Below are 15096 nucleotides of genomic sequence, written 5' to 3' on the forward strand. Positions count from 1 at the left end.
AAGGATGGCTGTTGCTTGCTGAAAATGGGCTGTGATGTATTTTGAGGTGAGACTGTTTTGAAATTTTTACTTTGAATATGTGTTATGTAAGAAATTTTATTATTTGAGGAGGGAACAGGATGAGTTTTTCCATGAGGATTAATTTTGTTGATGTAATTGTGGAGGGTTCGCTGAAAAATAGCTATGTGAATGGGCATAAGACGGGGTATGAATTTGATATTCGGTTGAGTTATTATCGAGGATTGTTTCTGTCTTGTGTCGATTCTTTCTCGCTAGTGGTAGATGGGGAAGTGATTTCAAATGATCGGATTACCTTGGGGCTGAATCATAAGGAATTTTTTGTTGATCAGCTGGGGGATTTGAATGCGGAATTTTGGGAGCTGCTTGCGCCGGCAAAAATTAAAGTGATGAAACAAGGCGGATTGGCTGAGGGCGAGCATCATATCAAGTTAGAGTTATTTTTACGGGTACCTTATTTGCCTGTGCCGGGTTCAGAAGAAGATCATCAGTATGTGCCGCTCGATTCGTGCGGTGAAAAATCTTTGTGTATTCATGAAGGGAGAGGTGAATAATGAGCAATTTGAAGCTGGGAATAACGCTATACTGCTTTACAAAGGAATATGCAGAAGGAAAATTTGATGTATTTGATTGTCTGAAAACGGCCGCTGAGATTGGGGCGAAAGGATTTGAAATCGTTGGGGCACAAATGGTTAAGGGGTATCCGTATGTCGATGATCGTTTTTTAGGCGAGTTATCGGCGGCTGCTCGTGAGTATGGGTTGGAGCCTATTTGTTATGGGGCGAATACCGACCGGGGCATGTTGAAAAATCGCGATTTGACGGAGCAGGAGACTTTGCAGAGAGCGATTTTGGATTTGAAAACGGCGAACAAGCTGGGATGCAAGGTCATGCGTGCGCAATATCTACTTTCACCGAATGCGATGGAAAAATTGGCACCTTATGCGGAGGAATATGGCATCAAAGTGGGCATCGAGATCCACAATCCTGAAACGCCGACAACGCCAATTATGCAGGAATATTTGGAGGCTTTTGAAAGAACCGGCTCGGCTTATGTGGGATTTGTGCCGGATTTTGGTTCGTTTGCTACCAAACCTAATAAACCTTTTTGGGACTTGGCTGTTGGGCAGGGGGCACCTGTTAAATTGTTGGAAAAGGCGGCAGATTTGCGCTACCAGGATGTGCCGCGCGATGAAGCACGTCAGATTCTTATTGAAGCTGGTGCTGGGCCGGAAGTGTTGACTGCTTTTGAAAATATGTACGGGTTTGTAACATTTTATAAAAATCCTGATTTGGCGGGGCTTAAAAAGATTTTGCCATATTGCGTGCATTTTCATGGGAAATTTCACTATGTGGGGGAGGATCTTACGGAAGCCAGCATTCCTTACGAGCAAATTTTGCCGATTATTGCGGATTCTACTTTTGATGGTTACATTATGTCTGAGTTTGAGGGGCATAATTTTTACGATGCGGTGGAGATGACAAAACGGCACTTACTGATGGAAAAGAAAATTTTAGAGAGCTTGCAGTGATTTTTCAAGCTTTAAAAGGATGAGAATCATATTGAAAAAATATATTGGCATTGATATTGGTGGAACAACGATCAAAATGGCATTGGTAGACGGTTCCGGAACGATTTTGCAGAGGTGGCAGATCGCTACGAATATTGAGGGGAACGGGCGCTATATTCCGGCTGAAATTGTGACGACGATTCGTGATCAGCTGGGGGACAGTTTTGTTGAGCACGAGATAGCTGGTGTGGGTATTGGCGTTCCGGGACCGGTTTCAAAGGATGGTGGAACGATTCTGCGGGCTGTCAATCTCGGTTGGGAAAATTTACCGCTCAAGCAAATTCTGGAAAAGGAGCTTGATGTGCCAGTGATGCTGGTGAATGATGCCAATGCGGCGGCTCTTGGAGAGATTTGGGTTGGCAGTGCTGTTGGTAAGCGGGATTTGGTGTTTATTACACTTGGCACGGGTGTTGGCGGCGGGATCATTGTTGATGGGAAGATTGTCAATGGGGCGCACTCGGCTGGTGGGGAAATTGGGCATTTGCCGGTTTATTCGGCGGACACGCGGGTGTGTGGCTGTGGAAATGTCAACTGTCTGGAAACTTTTGCTTCGGCAAATGGGCTGGTGAAAACGATGCGACAGCTGCAACATACGGAGCTTGATTTTACAGCAAAGCAGATTTTTGAATGGTTGAAAGCAGGGAATGGGGCGGCAAGACAGGCGGTCGACATTACGGTAGATTATTTGGCCCAGGCGATTGCAGGGCTTTTGAATACGTTAGATCCGGAAGAAGTTGTGATCGGTGGCGGCTTGGCGGAAGCGGGAGACTTGCTTTTGCTGCCATTACAGCAGCGCATCAACCAGTATGTTTTTCCGCAGCTGCGCGAGAAATTTTTATTAAGGCAGGCGAAGCTGGGAAACGATGCGGGCTTGTTGGGTGCTGTCTATCTGCACATTTGAAAAAAGCCTCGATCGATTATTTGTCGATTGAGGCTTTTTTTAATGGAATGTTTCACGTGAAACAATTTAATTTTGGACCATTGTACTGTAAAAATCATCGTAGCGTCCCTGAATGGGGAAGTGAATTTGCTGGACCCAGTAATATTGTTCATTTTGATTGTTTTTGGTGTTTTCAATGGACTGCTGGATTAATTCGTTGAGCAGATCTCTTTCTTTTTGTAAATAAGTTTCGTATTGCTCTCTTGTTAATCGAATTTGTGATGTGGAAATAGGGGGATTGACTTTGGAAAAATGGGTTTCAGGTGTTTGCTCAGCCAGCTTTTTGGTTACGTCTAGAAAATTTAAAAAGACTTGTTTGTCAGAAAAAATTGTGGCTTCCGAGCTGGGAATTAGTCTTTGATCAATTGAATAGGAATAGGCGGTGGCGCGATAGATATTTTGAATGCCACCGTTTTTTTCTTCCTTTTTGATGACTTCAACGAGCTGATTTTTTTCTAGTTCACGGACATGATAGTTCATGCGGGATTTAGACATTTGATATTTTTGGCCGAGATTTTGGCAGGTGTCGGGATGATCGATCAAATCTTCTAAAACCTGCGCACGTAAAGGATCGCTCATCATTTTGAGCTGTTCATAGGTGGTGATCATCATATTATCTTTCATTTTGATTCCCCCTCAGTTTGTTAATTTTAAGGTACGGGAATCCAGTGTGATTGTCAAGTGACCTTTATTTTACGGACATGGTGGTTGGTGAGTAGCAATGTACTTGCGCTAAACAGGAGGATGACGGCGAATAGAAATGGGAGTCGGTAGCCGATATGGTCGCCTATCCAGCCGCTGACCAAAATGAAGAAAGGCATGGAAAACATGACGATGGTGACACTAAGACCGTTTACCCGGCCACGATACTGGGAGTCTACTAATAATACAAGAATTGATTCTAGGGTGGCATTGAAGAGCATAGCTGCAAATGAAACGGTAAAGCCACTGACAAGGAGTGTGATGATATTTAGCTGGAATAGAATAAGTGAAAATGCGAGTCCGCAGAGGCTTAAGCTGAGTGGGAGCAGGAGGCCGGCTGGGATTTTTTTGATGATGGGGGCGGTTAGGAGGCCAGCAAGTATCCCACCGCATGTCATGATCATTTGCAGTAGTGAATAGGTGGAGAGCCCGTTACCGACTTGATCAGCCAGGGCAGGATAAAAAGGGGTAACAAGCGCCATGGCAGAGTTTGCAAAGAAAGCGCTGATTAGAATACCAATTAGGAAAGGATGCGTCCAGATGTAATGGAGGCCGGAGCGAAAATCTTCTCTTAGTGCAGGCGGTTTACTGGTTGGCTTTCGAACGAAAGTAGGTAATCGGGCGGCAAGGAGTAGCAAAACGGTGATGAAAAAACAAAGGGCATTCAATGCGACGGAAGGGCCTGCACCAAGCCAGAGCAGCAGATAGCCGGCCGCTCCCTGTCCAAGCAGTCTGGCCAATTGATCGGAAGCCATAAAATATCCGACCGCTTTTGCAAACACGTTTTTTGAGATGAGTTCGGGCAGTAATGAGGATTCGGTAGGCTCAATCAGACTGCGGGTGGTATAGAGAACTAAAACGATGAGAAGGCCTAGCCAAATAGGCAATTCTCCAGAGGAAAGATAGACGAGAGCAGCTGCTAAAACGGCTAGGCCATTGATGAAATGTGCGGCAAGCAGCAGGACTTTTCGATTACTGCGATCTGTCAGAAGGCCACAAAATGGAGAAACCAGGACCATGGTCAACGTGGAGACGGCGCTTATCAGACTGGTGTCAAAGATAGAGTGATTTTGACTGAATACAAGCCAGGTCAAGGCAACGGAGAAAAAGGCGTCTCCAAAGCGGGATAACACATTGCCAGAGAAAAAATAGAGAAAAGAGTGATTTTTTAATAATGGAGGTTGGTTAGTCATTTTGCAGCGCTCCTATCTCGGAAAATAATTTTTATGGGGCAATAATAACATGGCTTTTCCGACCTGTCAAATTATTTTTTCGGGGAGTGGAAATTATTTTAAAAAGAGTAAAAGTAAGCTATACTCGGGGTATGAGACATTCAACGGAATTTATAGAAAGAGGATGGGTATGTGGTAATGGGAGATCATCAATATTTTAGGGGGTATACGTTATTTTTATTTAAAAGTCATGTAACGGAATTGCATTTTTTGACTACTGAAATCAAAATGACCTTTCTAAAAGAGATGAGTTTAGTAGCAGAGGCTTGTTATCATGCCTTTGGGGCTGAAAAGATGAATTATGAGTTGTTGGGAAATGGTGATTCACATTTACACTGGCATCTATTTCCTAGAAAAACTGGTGATATGCCGATAAAAGGTCCAGTGTGGTGGCTTGATCCAGAAGTAATGTATTCAGATGATGTTCGTCCTACCCCTTTGGAGTTAGAGCATATGAAGCAGCGATTAAATCATTCGTTAGATAAGCTTTTATTGGATAAATAAAACTTGTGGGAGGAATGCACATGGGGGAACGTAAGCAGTTGGCGGAGACGGAGCGGTTGTTTTTGAGTGAGATGACTGTTCAGGATACGGCCGTGTTGTTCGGTTATTGGTCGGATGATGCGGTGACGCGATATATGAATATTGAATCGTTTGAATCGATGGAACCTGTGGAGGAAATGATTCGGATGTTGCAGCAGTTGGAGCTTGAGGGGAAGGCGCTACGCTGTGTGATCATTTTGAAACGTACGGGGGAAATCATTGGGACATGCGGTTTTAATTATATTGATCGGGAGAATCGGCGTGCAGAAATTGCCTATGATCTGGGGACTAGATTTTGGAAAAAAGGATATGCGACGGAGGCTGTGGTGGCTTTGATCGATTTTGGAATCAGTGAGTTTGCGCTGCATCGGGTGGAGGCGAAGGTCGATCCGCGCAATCAGGATTCAATCATGCTTTTGGAAAAATTGGGTTTTGAATTGGAAGGGCGGCTGCGTGATTATGAAAAAATCGGTGAGCGGTTTTGTGATGTGCTGATGTATGCTTATATTAAAAAAGTGGAATGAGGCTTGGCTATATGCGGGATGATAAGAAAAGGCTGATGGCGAAAGCGGCTTATTTATACTATGTTGAAAATCGGACGCAGGAAGAGATTGCGCGGGAGCTGTCTGTTTATCGAACGACGATCAGCCGGATGTTGCAGCAGGCACGTGATTTGGGAATCGTGGAGGTGCATGTTCATCATTTTGATAAGGCGCTTTTTGATTTGGAGATGTCGATCAAGCGGCATTATGGCTTGAAGGAATTGATCATTGTGCCGGATGGGCAGGAGACGGATATTGCTCAGGAGGCGGCTTATTATTTGCAGAAAATCATTCAGCCGCATGATGTTGTGGGGCTTGCTTGGGGTTCTGCTTTGGCGGACATGATTGGCAAGCTGGATGTGGTGCGAAAAACGGATACGACTTTTGTGCCGCTTGTTGGTGGTCCGAGTTCTGTGAATGTACAATATCATGTGAATGCGATTGTCTATGATATGGCGCGGCATTTTCATGGCAAAAGTATCTTTATCAATGCTTCGGTGGTGCAGGAATCAAAGGCGTTGCGTGACGGGATCATGAAGTCTGGCTATTTTCAGGAGTTGGCGCAGTATTGGGATAAGGTCAATGTAGCGCTGGTGGGAATTGGTGGTCCGCTTTCGTCCAAGAAGAGTCAGTGGCGGGATTTGCTGACGGAGAGGGACCTGGAGGAATTGCGGCTTCAAGAGGCTGTTGGGGACTGCTGCTGTCACTTTTTTAATCGTGATGGGAAAGTTATCAAGGGGGATTTATATGACCGCACGATTAGTATTGGGCTGGAAAAATTGCGGAATGTGCCGCATGCGGTTGGAATCGCTCGGTCAAAGAAGAAAGCTCGGGCGATTGTGGGGCTTTTGGCTGGAAAGTATATCAACACGCTGGTGACAGATGAGGAAACAGCTAAGGAAATTTGGCGTTTAACAAAATAAATAGGAATTGCACAAATGTGCAGTTTTGGTTGGATTCTGTTTGGGAGGGCTGTTGCTTAAGCGGTTTTGGTAATTCAGCGGATTTTCATATGCCATTTTCAAAAACAACATGCTAGAATGCAAGTATAAAAACGCACAGGTGTGCAAAGGAGTTGTTTTTGTTATGGAATTTATGCTGGATACGATTCATTTGGCGGACATTGAAAGATATGCAGAAATGATCGAGCTGGGTGGAGTGACTTCCAATCCATCTATTATTAAGAAAGAAGGAAAGATTGCTTTTTTTGATCATATGAAGGAAATCAAACGTATTATTGGCAAGCAGGCTTCTTTGCATGTGCAGGTGACAGCGGTCGATTTTGACGGGATTTTACGTGAAGCAGAGGCGATTCGAACAAAAATTGATGAGGCGGTATATATTAAAGTACCTGTAAATTCGGTTGGCTTGAAGGCGATTAAGCGGTTGAAAACAGAGGGAGCCAATATTACGGCGACGGCTATCTACTCTTCGTTTCAGGGCTATCTGGCAATGGCGGCAGGGGCGGATTATTTAGCGCCTTATTTTAACCGGATGGAGAATTTAAATATCGAACCGCGACAGGTGATTGCTGAATTTGCGGAGATGATTGACAGATATGAGAAACCGAGCAAGATTTTGGCAGCAAGCTTCAAAAATGTGGGGCAGGTAAATGCGGCTTTTGCTGCGGGTGCTCAGGCGGCAACAATGGGTGCTGATATTCTTGATCAGGCGCTGGCAATGCCATCTATTTCAAAAGCGGTCGATGATTTTAATGCAGATTGGGCGGCGATTTTTGGGGAAGATACGCCGATTGATGCGTTGAAGTAAAATTTGAGACGAGGTTCTTCGGAGCTTCGTTTTTTTGTGGGAAAAAGGGTTGGAATTGGGAGGGAGATGTGGTAGAATAAATAAGAACAAACGTTCGCTTTTTTAGATCTGTTTACACAAAAATATGAAATAATGCTATATTTAAATAGACTAATAAAGGAGAGATGGAGATGGGAGCACCGTATAACGCTATAGATGTTGCGAATTACATCATTGAAAAAGATACAAAACCAACTAATCTAAGAGTACAAAAACTGTTGTATTTTGCGTTTGGAGAGAAACTAGCAGCTTCAAATAAGTGTCTATTTCATGAGGATATAGAAAAATGGCGCCTTGGACCAGTTATTCCAGAGGTCTATCATAATTTTAAAGATTATGGAAGTGAAGAAATTTCTCCGCAACAGCGGGTTTTCCTTAATGAAGAGGGACGGGTTCAACGAGAAAGATTTGATGAATCAGTTATTGAAGAAGAAGATCGTAAATTTATTGACCGAATTATTGCTTGTTTTAAAGAAAAAAGTGATTTTGAATTAGTCGAGGAAACTCATAAGCATCCTATGTGGCAACAATTTAGTGATGATATAAATGGTGGAATCAGGCATTTGCGATATACGAATAAAGAAATTAAAAAATATTTTCAGGAAAATAGTTATCTATGAGTAAAGAATTTGATTCCGTTTCTAATATACTTCAAGAATATGCGGAGGAATTGGCTTCATTGGAGGCAAAAAAAGCAGTAATGAAATTTTCAGTTGAGCGCTTTTATTCAAGTGAGGAAGAATGTGAAAGTGCTTATATGATACTGAAAGATTTTCTGATGGAACGTAGAATTCCCTATTATTTAATTACAGAGGCTGTTTTTGAGTCGAATAATCATTATGAGAGCGAAGTATTTATCGGTAATATAGACAGTTTAATTGAAAGTGCATATAAGGATAGTATTTATAACGAATTTGATAGTACTGAGATTGATAAGTTTAAACAAAAAATTGCTACTCACACAATGCTAGCCTTTGTGCAAAAACAACATATTGATAATTCTGTTAAAAATGTAAAAGAGACTAGTGAAAGAGCAAAAGTCGAGTTAGAAAAAATGGAAAAAATCAAAGGACAGATTTATACGGAGTTTATTGCAATTTTAGGTATCTTTTCTGCATTGATGTTTGGGCTGCTGGGTGGATTTGAAACTTTGGCGGAATCGCTTTTAAGTCTGCAAAGTAAAGAAATGCCGCTGCCAAGAGTGTTGATTACTTGCAGCTTGATTTTACTGGGACTTGCATTGGTGATTTTTGCGTTGATGGAAGGGATTGCCAAGCTTTCTAACAAGCCGCTGCGATCTTGTAATTGTGAGGATAGGGAAAAATGTACGCATTCGATTTATAAACGGCATCCCATGATGAGCTGGATCGTCTTTTTTCTCTTTTCAACGTTTTCATTGAGTTTGATGGCGTTGTATTTACCGAATGAATGGCTTCGGTCGGATCAATGGATTGTCCTCTTTATCGGGGGATTTTATTTGGTGGTGAGCGCTGTTTTTTGGTTAACTATTGCTGTAAAGAAGAAAAAGAAAAACGAAAAAGCAGGCTAAGGCGAATGGTGATTTCGCTTTAGCCTGCTTTTTTTGATGGTCCCGACTGGTCTCGAACCAGCGACCCCCACCATGTCAAGGTGATACTCTCCCAACTGAGCTACAGGACCAAACTTTCTTACCTTTTTATAATAATTGGGAGGTCGGGGTTTGTCAAGTCTGTTCTAATGTGCGGATTGACTCGCGCTCAATCATTTTTGTTTTTATCAGGGTGCTTTTTGGCTGTTTTTTATTGGAGCGGATCAGTTCAAAAAGCAGGTGTGTGGCTTTCTTGCCAAGTTGTGTGATCGGGATATCGATGGACGTAAGTGGCGGCGCTAGGAAGCTTGATATTGTGCGGTCGTTGTAGCCGATGACGGATAGGTCGTCCGGAATATTGTAGCCTAGATCGCTGGCCATTTTGTAAATGCTCAGCACTTTCAGATCATCGGTTGCAAAAACGGCGGTCGGCTTTTCGGGGCCGGACATCAGTTTGAGGGCCGCTTCGTAGCTGTCTTCGATACTGTAGCCGCTATTGATGATCCAATCGTTACGGATATCGAGATGGTGGTCGAAAAGGCAGCTTCTGAAGCCGCTGACTCGGTCGATGGAAACATGGTAGTCAAGTGGGGCGTGGATGCAGGCGATATGGCGGTGGCCGCTTTCGACAAGATGCTTTGTGAGTGCATAGCTGTCGCCAAAATTGTCCGTGTCGACTGAGTAGACATTCCGATAGGTGCCTTCTACTTTGCCGGTAACGACGATTGGAATGTTATAATTGTCAAGTTTTTCAAAGAAGGATTCATCGGCGGGAGAACTTAGCATGATGATGCCTTTGATCATTTTTTCTTCGATTTTGGCGATGCATTTCTTAAGTTCATCTTTGGTATTTCGAGCGGTCTGCAGGATGAGGTCAAAGTCTGCCTGCTCTGCTTCCGCTGAAATGGCATGGATGATTTCTGAGAAAAAAGGATTGCCTGTGGTGGTTTTAGTTGAGCGGTTTGAGATGACCATAATGGCGTCAAATCCGGCGCTTGTTAAGGCGCGAGCCAGTTTGCTTGGTTGGTAGTTCAGTTCTTCGATTGCTTGTAAAACTTTGCGTTTGGAAGTTTCAGACAGGTTAGCCTGATTGTTCAAAACGCGGGAAACGGTCGACTTTGAGACGCCGGCATGTTTTGCAATGTCATATATAGTTACCGCCAAGTTTTATCTTCCTCTCTGTTCTATATTTGGTATCGGTTCCCGTTGATTTCATATTATTATCTTAATCAATTTTAATTGAAAAGTCCACTTAGATTAATAGAAAACCACTTGTATCAATAGTGGACAGATTTTTTAAAATTACCGTTTGACAGAAAGCGCTTTCCATAATATAATATTTTTGTGGGAGCGGTACCAGTTGGGAGGAATATATGAAAACGATTGCGAGCAGACTACAGAAAATATACGGAAGTAAAGTAGATACTAAGCTGATCGAGCGGATTGAAAAGCGGGTCAGGGAGTCTAAGTTACGGCAAAAAAGAAAGCGGAAACAGGGCTGGGATGAGAAGGATGTCCTGCTGATTACTTATGGAGATCAGTTTCATGAGCCTAGGCAGAAAACGTTGCAGACCTTTAGGCAAATGTATCGGGAAAAGCTGTCATTTTTTGAGCTTGTCCATTTCTTACCGTTCTATCCCTATTCTTCAGATGATGGCTTTTCGGTGATTGATTATAAACAGGTCGATCCTCGGCTAGGTGATTGGGAAGATATTGAGAATATGGAGCAGGACGCTCGTTTGATGTTTGATTTTGTCTGTAATCATATGTCAGCAAAGTCGGACTGGTTTAAACAATATTTAAATGGGAGCGGTTACAGTGATTTCTTTATTGAGCTGGATCCGGATACGGATTTAAGTGCGGTGACGCGGCCGAGGGCTACGCCTTTATTGACGCCATTTCAGACGGCTTCTGGAGAGACAAAACATATTTGGACAACTTTCAGTGCGGATCAGATCGATTTGAATTTTGCCAATCCGGAAGTTCTTTATGCCATGCTGGATGTACTGATGTTTTATTTGGAACACGGGGCGGCTTATATTCGACTGGATGCGGTCGGTTTTATGTGGAAGGAGCCAGGGACAACATGTATTCATTTAGATGAGACACATGAATTGGTGAAATTATTCCGCGATATTATGAATGAGGTTGCGCCGGGTGCGGTGATGATCACAGAAACCAATGTTCCGCATCAGGATAATATTCGTTATTTTGGTGATGGGACGGACGAAGCACAGATGGTCTATCAATTCCCGCTACCACCACTGGTTTTACATGCAATACATCGAAATCATGCGGGGACACTACGTGAGTGGGCAAAAACGATTGGGCTTGAAAAAGAGACGATTACTTATTTTAACTTTTTGGCTTCGCATGATGGGATTGGGCTCAATCCGATTCGTGGGATCGTGCCGGAAGCTGAAATTTTACAACTAGTGGAAGAAGTCAAGGCGAATGGCGGTCTTGTTTCTTATAAAAAAAATCCTGACGGCAGTGAAAGTCCTTATGAAATGAATGTGACTTATATGGATGCACTCAGCAAGAAAGATGATCCTGATGAGCTTCGGCTGGCGCGGTTCCTGGTTGCGCATGCGGTGTTACTGGCGCTTCCAGGTGTTCCGGCAGTTTATGTGCAGAGTATTCTTGGCAGTCGGAATGATTTGGCTGGGGTCGCGCAGACTGGGCAGAACCGCTCGATTAATCGCCAAAAATATGACTATGCAGAAATTAGTCGGGCGCTTTCGGGTGGTCTTAGAAAGGCTACATATGAGGCGTTGAAGCAGTTAATTGAGGTCCGAAAAGGAGAGCCACTTTTTCATCCGAATGTGAAAATGGAAGTTCTTGAGGCGGATGATCGAATTTTTGCTGCGAAACGTCTGGCTGGGGAAGAGGAGTTATTATTGCTCCATAATTTGTCGGGAGAGGTAAGTAGTTTTGAATGGACAGGCAGCGAGTATCAAGATATTTGTCGAGGGGAAACGCTTCAAACTGGGAGCGGTTTTATAACACTTTCGCCTTATGAATTCCGCTGGCTGAAACTAAACACTGGGGAGGAACAAAAATGAAGAAAAAGAGTTTGATTTTACTTGCGGCAATGTTTCTGGTACTAAGTTTAGGTCTTGGAGCATGTGGCGGGGGAAGCGGTTCGAGTGATGATGGGAAAGTGACAATCGAGTTTATGAATTCCTCTGTTGAAAAAGAGCGTCAAGATGTGATTAATGATTTGATTGCTAAATTTGAAAAGGAAAATCCGGATATCAATGTGAAGTCTGTTCCGGTTGAAGAAGACGCTTATAATACGAAAGTTGTGACGCTGGCTCGTTCTGGGGAGCTTCCGGCAGTAATGGAAGTGAGTCAGGATTTTGCGAAGGTTATGGTGAAAGATGAGCTGATCGATCAGGATGCGGTCAAATCGGTCATTGAAAAAGTTGGCGAGGATAGCTACTACGAAGGGGCCAAAAATCTGGTTCGTTCTGAGGACGGTAAGAGTTACATTGCGGTGCCAATCAGCGGCTGGGTGCAAGGTATCTGGTATGACAAGAAAGCTTTGGCGGATGCTGGTTTTGAAGAGCCGAAATCGTGGGATGATGTTTTAGCGATCGCGAAGCATTTTAGTGATCCGTCTAACAAAAAATATGGGATTGCTATGCCAACTGCTGAAAATACGATGAGCGAGCAGGCCTTTTCTCAGTTTGCTCTTTCTAATAAAGCGAATGTGCTGGATGCGAAAGGGAACATTACGATCGATACGCCGGAAATGAACCAGGCTTTGTCGTTCTATCAGGAGCTTTCTAAATATACGATGCCGGGTTCCAATGATGTGACGGAAATCAAGGATGCTTTCATGAATGGTTCAGCTCCGATGGCAATCTATTCGACGTATTTGCTGCCTTCTGTTTATGAAGATGGGGATCCTTCCAATATCGGGTTTGCCATTCCAACTGAAAAGGATGAAGCGGTCTACGGGACGGTTTCTGGATTGACGATTTCTTCTGGTCTGGATGATGCTGAGAAAAAAGCGGCGAAGAAATTTAGCGAATTCATGTCTGAACCGGAAAACATGACGGAATGGGTGCTGATGTCCCCAGGTGGTGCACAGCCGGTTAACGAAGCCGTTTTGGAAAATGACGACTATCAAAATAATGAGGTTGTGAAGGCGTTTGGCGATCTGTCGACTGAAATTGCGGAATCCTTCAATCAGGTGCAGGTGTTTGGGCTGGTTGATGGCAAAAACTTTACAAAGATGGGCGATATTACGAGTTCCGGCGTTCTTGGTACGATGGTCAACGGTGTGACGGTCGGAAAAGAGGATGTTGATAAGGCTTTGAAGGAAGCACAAGAAAAAGCGGAGCAGGACAGCGGTAAATAGTTTAGAGAAAGAAGGGGCGGTCGTATTACTGGTCTGTCCCTTCTTTGTATCGTTACTTTTGTTCCAGCTAAGGAGGCATTATGAAAGGAAAAGTTTATAAACGGTCAGATTTTAAATTGGCAATGATTCTGCTTGCACCTTGCTTTATTCTGCTCGCGGGACTGGTTGTCTATCCGATGATCAGCAATATTCAGATCAGCTTTTTGAATATGCCGCTCAATCCGAATATCGCATCGAAATTTATCGGCTTGGAAAATTATATCCAAATTTTGACGGATCCGGAATTCTATCAGTCACTTGGTCTGACGATTGCCTATACCGTCCTAGTGGTCGGTGGGAGTACAGCTTTGGGGCTGGCAGTGGCAATTTTCTTCAATCGGGAGTTTCGTTTTCGTAAGACGGTTCGGTCGCTTATCATTCTTTCTTATGTGACGCCGTCAATCTCGTTGATTTTTGCATGGAAATATATGTTCAACAATGGTTATGGGATTGTGAATTATTTGACGGTGGATGTTTTGCATATTTTTGACAAGGCGCCGCTATGGTTTGACAATCCGGTTTCAAGTTTCTTTCTAGTCGTGCTGTTTGCGATTTGGCGCTATTTCCCTTATGCGTTCATTTCTTTCCTAGCGATTCTGCAAACGATCGACAAGTCGCTGTATGAAGCGGCTGATATGGATGGGGCAAACTTTTGGGGGAAATTCAAGATTGTCACGTTGCCGTCGATCATGCCGGTACTTGCAACAGTCGTCACACTTCGGGCGATTTGGATGTTCTACATGTTTACAGATGTGTATCTGCTGACAAACAAGGTCAATATTTTAGGGGTCTATCTTTACAAAACAGCCTTCGCATTTAATGATCTTGGCAAAGCGTCGGCAATCTCTGTCATCCTGTTTGTGATTATTTTTGTGGTGATTCTATTTACAAGAAAGCGGGTGGACTTAAATGGCAGTAAGCAGTAAAAAAGTCAGACGTGCGAAAAAAATCGGTTTCTATACAACGATGGTGCTGTTCCTTTGTATGACGCTGTTTCCGTTTTTTATCATGCTGATGACTTCTTTTAAAGGAACGAAAGAGGCCATTTCGCCGCATCCGACCTTTTTTCCAAAAGATTTTACCTTCCAGCATTATATCGATATTTTCAACCCGGATATTTTTCCGTTTGTTGACTACTTTAAAAACAGTCTGATCGTATCGCTTGAAGCGGCGGGGATTGCGGTGCTGCTGGGGATTTTTGGTGCCTATGCGCTTTCCAAACTGCGCTTCAAAGGACGCATGACGATCAATGCGAGTTTCTATATGGTGTATATGTTTTCAGGGATTTTACTGATTGTACCGCTTTTCAAAATTATTTCGAGTATGGGGCTTTACGACACGCTGACTTCACTTGTGATCACGATGGTCGTACAGACGCTTCCGACGGCAGTATTTATGCTGAAAAGTTATTTCGATACGATTCCTGAGGATATTGAAGAGGCTGCAATGATGGACGGTCTGAATCGCTTCCAAATTATTTTGCGGATTATTGTACCGCTGGCGATTTCGGGGATTGTTTCGGTGTTCGTCTATTGCTTTATGGTGGCTTGGAATGACTATCTGTTTGCTTCGATTTTCTTGTCGAGCGCAGAGAAATTTACGTTGCCGATCGGGCTCAATACGCTTTTCAGTACGCCAGATTACATTTGGGGCAGAATGATGGCGGCTTCGCTTGTGACGGCACTTCCGGTAGTGATTATGTACGCCTTGTCTGAGCGCTTCATCAAGAGTGGGCTCATGGACGGCGGCGTTAAAGGATAAAGGA

At 43.5% G+C, this 15096-nt stretch carries 16 protein-coding genes and 1 tRNA gene; 13 read left to right on the top strand and 4 right to left on the bottom strand.

Annotated elements, in window-relative coordinates; genetic code table 11:
* Nucleotides 1-119: 119 nt before the first annotated feature.
* The 3 genes from CS921_RS03500 to CS921_RS03510 are packed head-to-tail and all read left to right on the top strand — an operon-like array spanning nt 120 to nt 2489.
* Nucleotides 120-572: a C-glycoside deglycosidase beta subunit domain-containing protein gene (locus CS921_RS03500; protein ID WP_099221670.1), complete on the top strand. Its 453-nt coding sequence runs from the start codon at nt 120-122 to the stop codon at nt 570-572.
* A complete protein-coding gene (locus CS921_RS03505; RefSeq protein WP_099221671.1) occupies nt 572-1549 on the top strand; it encodes a sugar phosphate isomerase/epimerase family protein in 978 nt (325 codons plus the stop codon). Before CS921_RS03500 ends, CS921_RS03505 begins: the two co-directional genes overlap by 1 nt.
* 31 nt (nt 1550-1580) lie before the next feature.
* Entirely contained in the window at nt 1581-2489 is a 909-nt protein-coding gene (locus CS921_RS03510; RefSeq protein WP_205527758.1) for an ROK family protein, read from the top strand.
* A gap of 66 nt (nt 2490-2555) precedes the next feature.
* On the opposite strand, the gene CS921_RS03515 is transcribed toward CS921_RS03510, so the two are convergent.
* Together CS921_RS03515 and CS921_RS03520 are read right to left on the bottom strand one after the other, a co-directional pair.
* Nucleotides 2556-3152: a winged helix-turn-helix domain-containing protein gene (locus CS921_RS03515; protein WP_099221672.1), complete on the bottom strand. Its 597-nt coding sequence runs from the start codon at nt 3150-3152 to the stop codon at nt 2556-2558.
* A gap of 53 nt (nt 3153-3205) precedes the next feature.
* Nucleotides 3206-4423 carry an MFS transporter gene (locus CS921_RS03520; protein WP_099221673.1) on the bottom strand — a complete coding sequence of 406 codons (1218 nt, stop codon included), beginning with the start codon at nt 4421-4423 and terminating at the stop codon, nt 3206-3208.
* Nucleotides 4424-4600: 177 nt separating this feature from the next.
* On the opposite strand from CS921_RS03520, the gene CS921_RS03525 reads away from it, so the two are divergent.
* The 6 genes from CS921_RS03525 (at nt 4601) to CS921_RS03550 (ending at nt 8905) form a co-directional block, all read left to right on the top strand.
* On the top strand, nt 4601-4966 hold the full coding sequence (locus CS921_RS03525; RefSeq protein WP_099221802.1) for an HIT family protein: 366 nt from the start codon (nt 4601-4603) through the stop codon (nt 4964-4966).
* 20 nt (nt 4967-4986) lie between these two features.
* Nucleotides 4987-5529, top strand: a complete 543-nt coding sequence (locus tag CS921_RS03530; protein ID WP_099221674.1) for a GNAT family N-acetyltransferase — start codon at nt 4987-4989, stop codon at nt 5527-5529.
* Nucleotides 5530-5540: 11 nt separating this feature from the next.
* A complete protein-coding gene (locus tag CS921_RS03535) occupies nt 5541-6470 on the top strand; it encodes a sugar-binding transcriptional regulator (protein WP_099221675.1) in 930 nt (309 codons plus the stop codon).
* 163 nt (nt 6471-6633) lie between these two features.
* Nucleotides 6634-7317 (top strand): fructose-6-phosphate aldolase, encoded by a 684-nt coding sequence (locus CS921_RS03540; RefSeq protein ID WP_099221676.1) that lies wholly within the window; start codon nt 6634-6636, stop codon nt 7315-7317.
* Nucleotides 7318-7487: 170 nt separating this feature from the next.
* Nucleotides 7488-7976: a Panacea domain-containing protein gene (locus CS921_RS03545; RefSeq protein WP_162921684.1), complete on the top strand. Its 489-nt coding sequence runs from the start codon at nt 7488-7490 to the stop codon at nt 7974-7976.
* Entirely contained in the window at nt 7973-8905 is a 933-nt protein-coding gene (locus CS921_RS03550; RefSeq protein ID WP_099221678.1) for a hypothetical protein, read from the top strand. The genes CS921_RS03545 and CS921_RS03550 overlap by 4 nt, the downstream gene beginning before the upstream one ends.
* 37 nt (nt 8906-8942) lie before the next feature.
* On the opposite strand, the gene CS921_RS03555 is transcribed toward CS921_RS03550, so the two are convergent.
* Together CS921_RS03555 and CS921_RS03560 are read right to left on the bottom strand one after the other, a co-directional pair.
* Nucleotides 8943-9015, bottom strand: a tRNA-Val gene (locus tag CS921_RS03555).
* 43 nt (nt 9016-9058) lie between these two features.
* Entirely contained in the window at nt 9059-10087 is a 1029-nt protein-coding gene (locus CS921_RS03560; RefSeq protein WP_099221679.1) for a LacI family DNA-binding transcriptional regulator, read from the bottom strand.
* Nucleotides 10088-10296: 209 nt separating this feature from the next.
* Here CS921_RS03560 and CS921_RS03565 point away from each other — a divergent pair, with 209 nt between their 5' ends.
* From CS921_RS03565 to CS921_RS03580, 4 genes are all read left to right on the top strand, one after another.
* Nucleotides 10297-11988 (top strand): sugar phosphorylase, encoded by a 1692-nt coding sequence (locus CS921_RS03565; RefSeq protein ID WP_099221680.1) that lies wholly within the window; start codon nt 10297-10299, stop codon nt 11986-11988.
* Nucleotides 11985-13292: an ABC transporter substrate-binding protein gene (locus tag CS921_RS03570; protein WP_099221681.1), complete on the top strand. Its 1308-nt coding sequence runs from the start codon at nt 11985-11987 to the stop codon at nt 13290-13292. Before CS921_RS03565 ends, CS921_RS03570 begins: the two co-directional genes overlap by 4 nt.
* 80 nt (nt 13293-13372) lie before the next feature.
* Complete coding sequence (locus CS921_RS03575; protein WP_099221682.1) at nt 13373-14257, top strand: carbohydrate ABC transporter permease; 885 nt, start codon at nt 13373-13375, stop codon at nt 14255-14257.
* The gene (locus tag CS921_RS03580; protein WP_099221683.1) at nt 14241-15092 is read left to right on the top strand and encodes a carbohydrate ABC transporter permease; all 852 of its coding nucleotides are present in this window, start codon (nt 14241-14243) and stop codon (nt 15090-15092) included. Before CS921_RS03575 ends, CS921_RS03580 begins: the two co-directional genes overlap by 17 nt.
* The last annotated feature ends 4 nt before the right edge of the window (nt 15093-15096 follow it).

Source organism: Listeria costaricensis (genome assembly GCF_900183385.1).
Classification (GTDB): Bacteria; Bacillota; Bacilli; order Lactobacillales; family Listeriaceae; genus Listeria; species Listeria costaricensis.

Excerpts from the sequence above, each read along its gene's own strand:
- CS921_RS03540 (WP_099221676.1), top strand. The coding sequence starts at position 6,634 with ATGGAATTTATGCTGGATACGATTCATTTGGCGGACATTGAAAGATAT.
- CS921_RS03515 (WP_099221672.1), bottom strand. The coding sequence starts at position 3,152 with ATGAAAGATAATATGATGATCACCACCTATGAACAGCTCAAAATGATG.
- CS921_RS03525 (WP_099221802.1), top strand. The coding sequence starts at position 4,601 with ATGGGAGATCATCAATATTTTAGGGGGTATACGTTATTTTTATTTAAA.
- CS921_RS03535 (WP_099221675.1), top strand. The coding sequence starts at position 5,541 with ATGCGGGATGATAAGAAAAGGCTGATGGCGAAAGCGGCTTATTTATAC.
- CS921_RS03570 (WP_099221681.1), top strand. The coding sequence starts at position 11,985 with ATGAAGAAAAAGAGTTTGATTTTACTTGCGGCAATGTTTCTGGTACTA.
- CS921_RS03545 (WP_162921684.1), top strand. The coding sequence starts at position 7,488 with ATGGGAGCACCGTATAACGCTATAGATGTTGCGAATTACATCATTGAA.
- CS921_RS03565 (WP_099221680.1), top strand. The coding sequence starts at position 10,297 with ATGAAAACGATTGCGAGCAGACTACAGAAAATATACGGAAGTAAAGTA.
- CS921_RS03575 (WP_099221682.1), top strand. The coding sequence starts at position 13,373 with ATGAAAGGAAAAGTTTATAAACGGTCAGATTTTAAATTGGCAATGATT.
- CS921_RS03505 (WP_099221671.1), top strand. The coding sequence starts at position 572 with ATGAGCAATTTGAAGCTGGGAATAACGCTATACTGCTTTACAAAGGAA.
- CS921_RS03530 (WP_099221674.1), top strand. The coding sequence starts at position 4,987 with ATGGGGGAACGTAAGCAGTTGGCGGAGACGGAGCGGTTGTTTTTGAGT.
- CS921_RS03580 (WP_099221683.1), top strand. The coding sequence starts at position 14,241 with ATGGCAGTAAGCAGTAAAAAAGTCAGACGTGCGAAAAAAATCGGTTTC.
- CS921_RS03500 (WP_099221670.1), top strand. The coding sequence starts at position 120 with ATGAGTTTTTCCATGAGGATTAATTTTGTTGATGTAATTGTGGAGGGT.
- CS921_RS03550 (WP_099221678.1), top strand. The coding sequence starts at position 7,973 with ATGAGTAAAGAATTTGATTCCGTTTCTAATATACTTCAAGAATATGCG.
- CS921_RS03520 (WP_099221673.1), bottom strand. The coding sequence starts at position 4,423 with ATGACTAACCAACCTCCATTATTAAAAAATCACTCTTTTCTCTATTTT.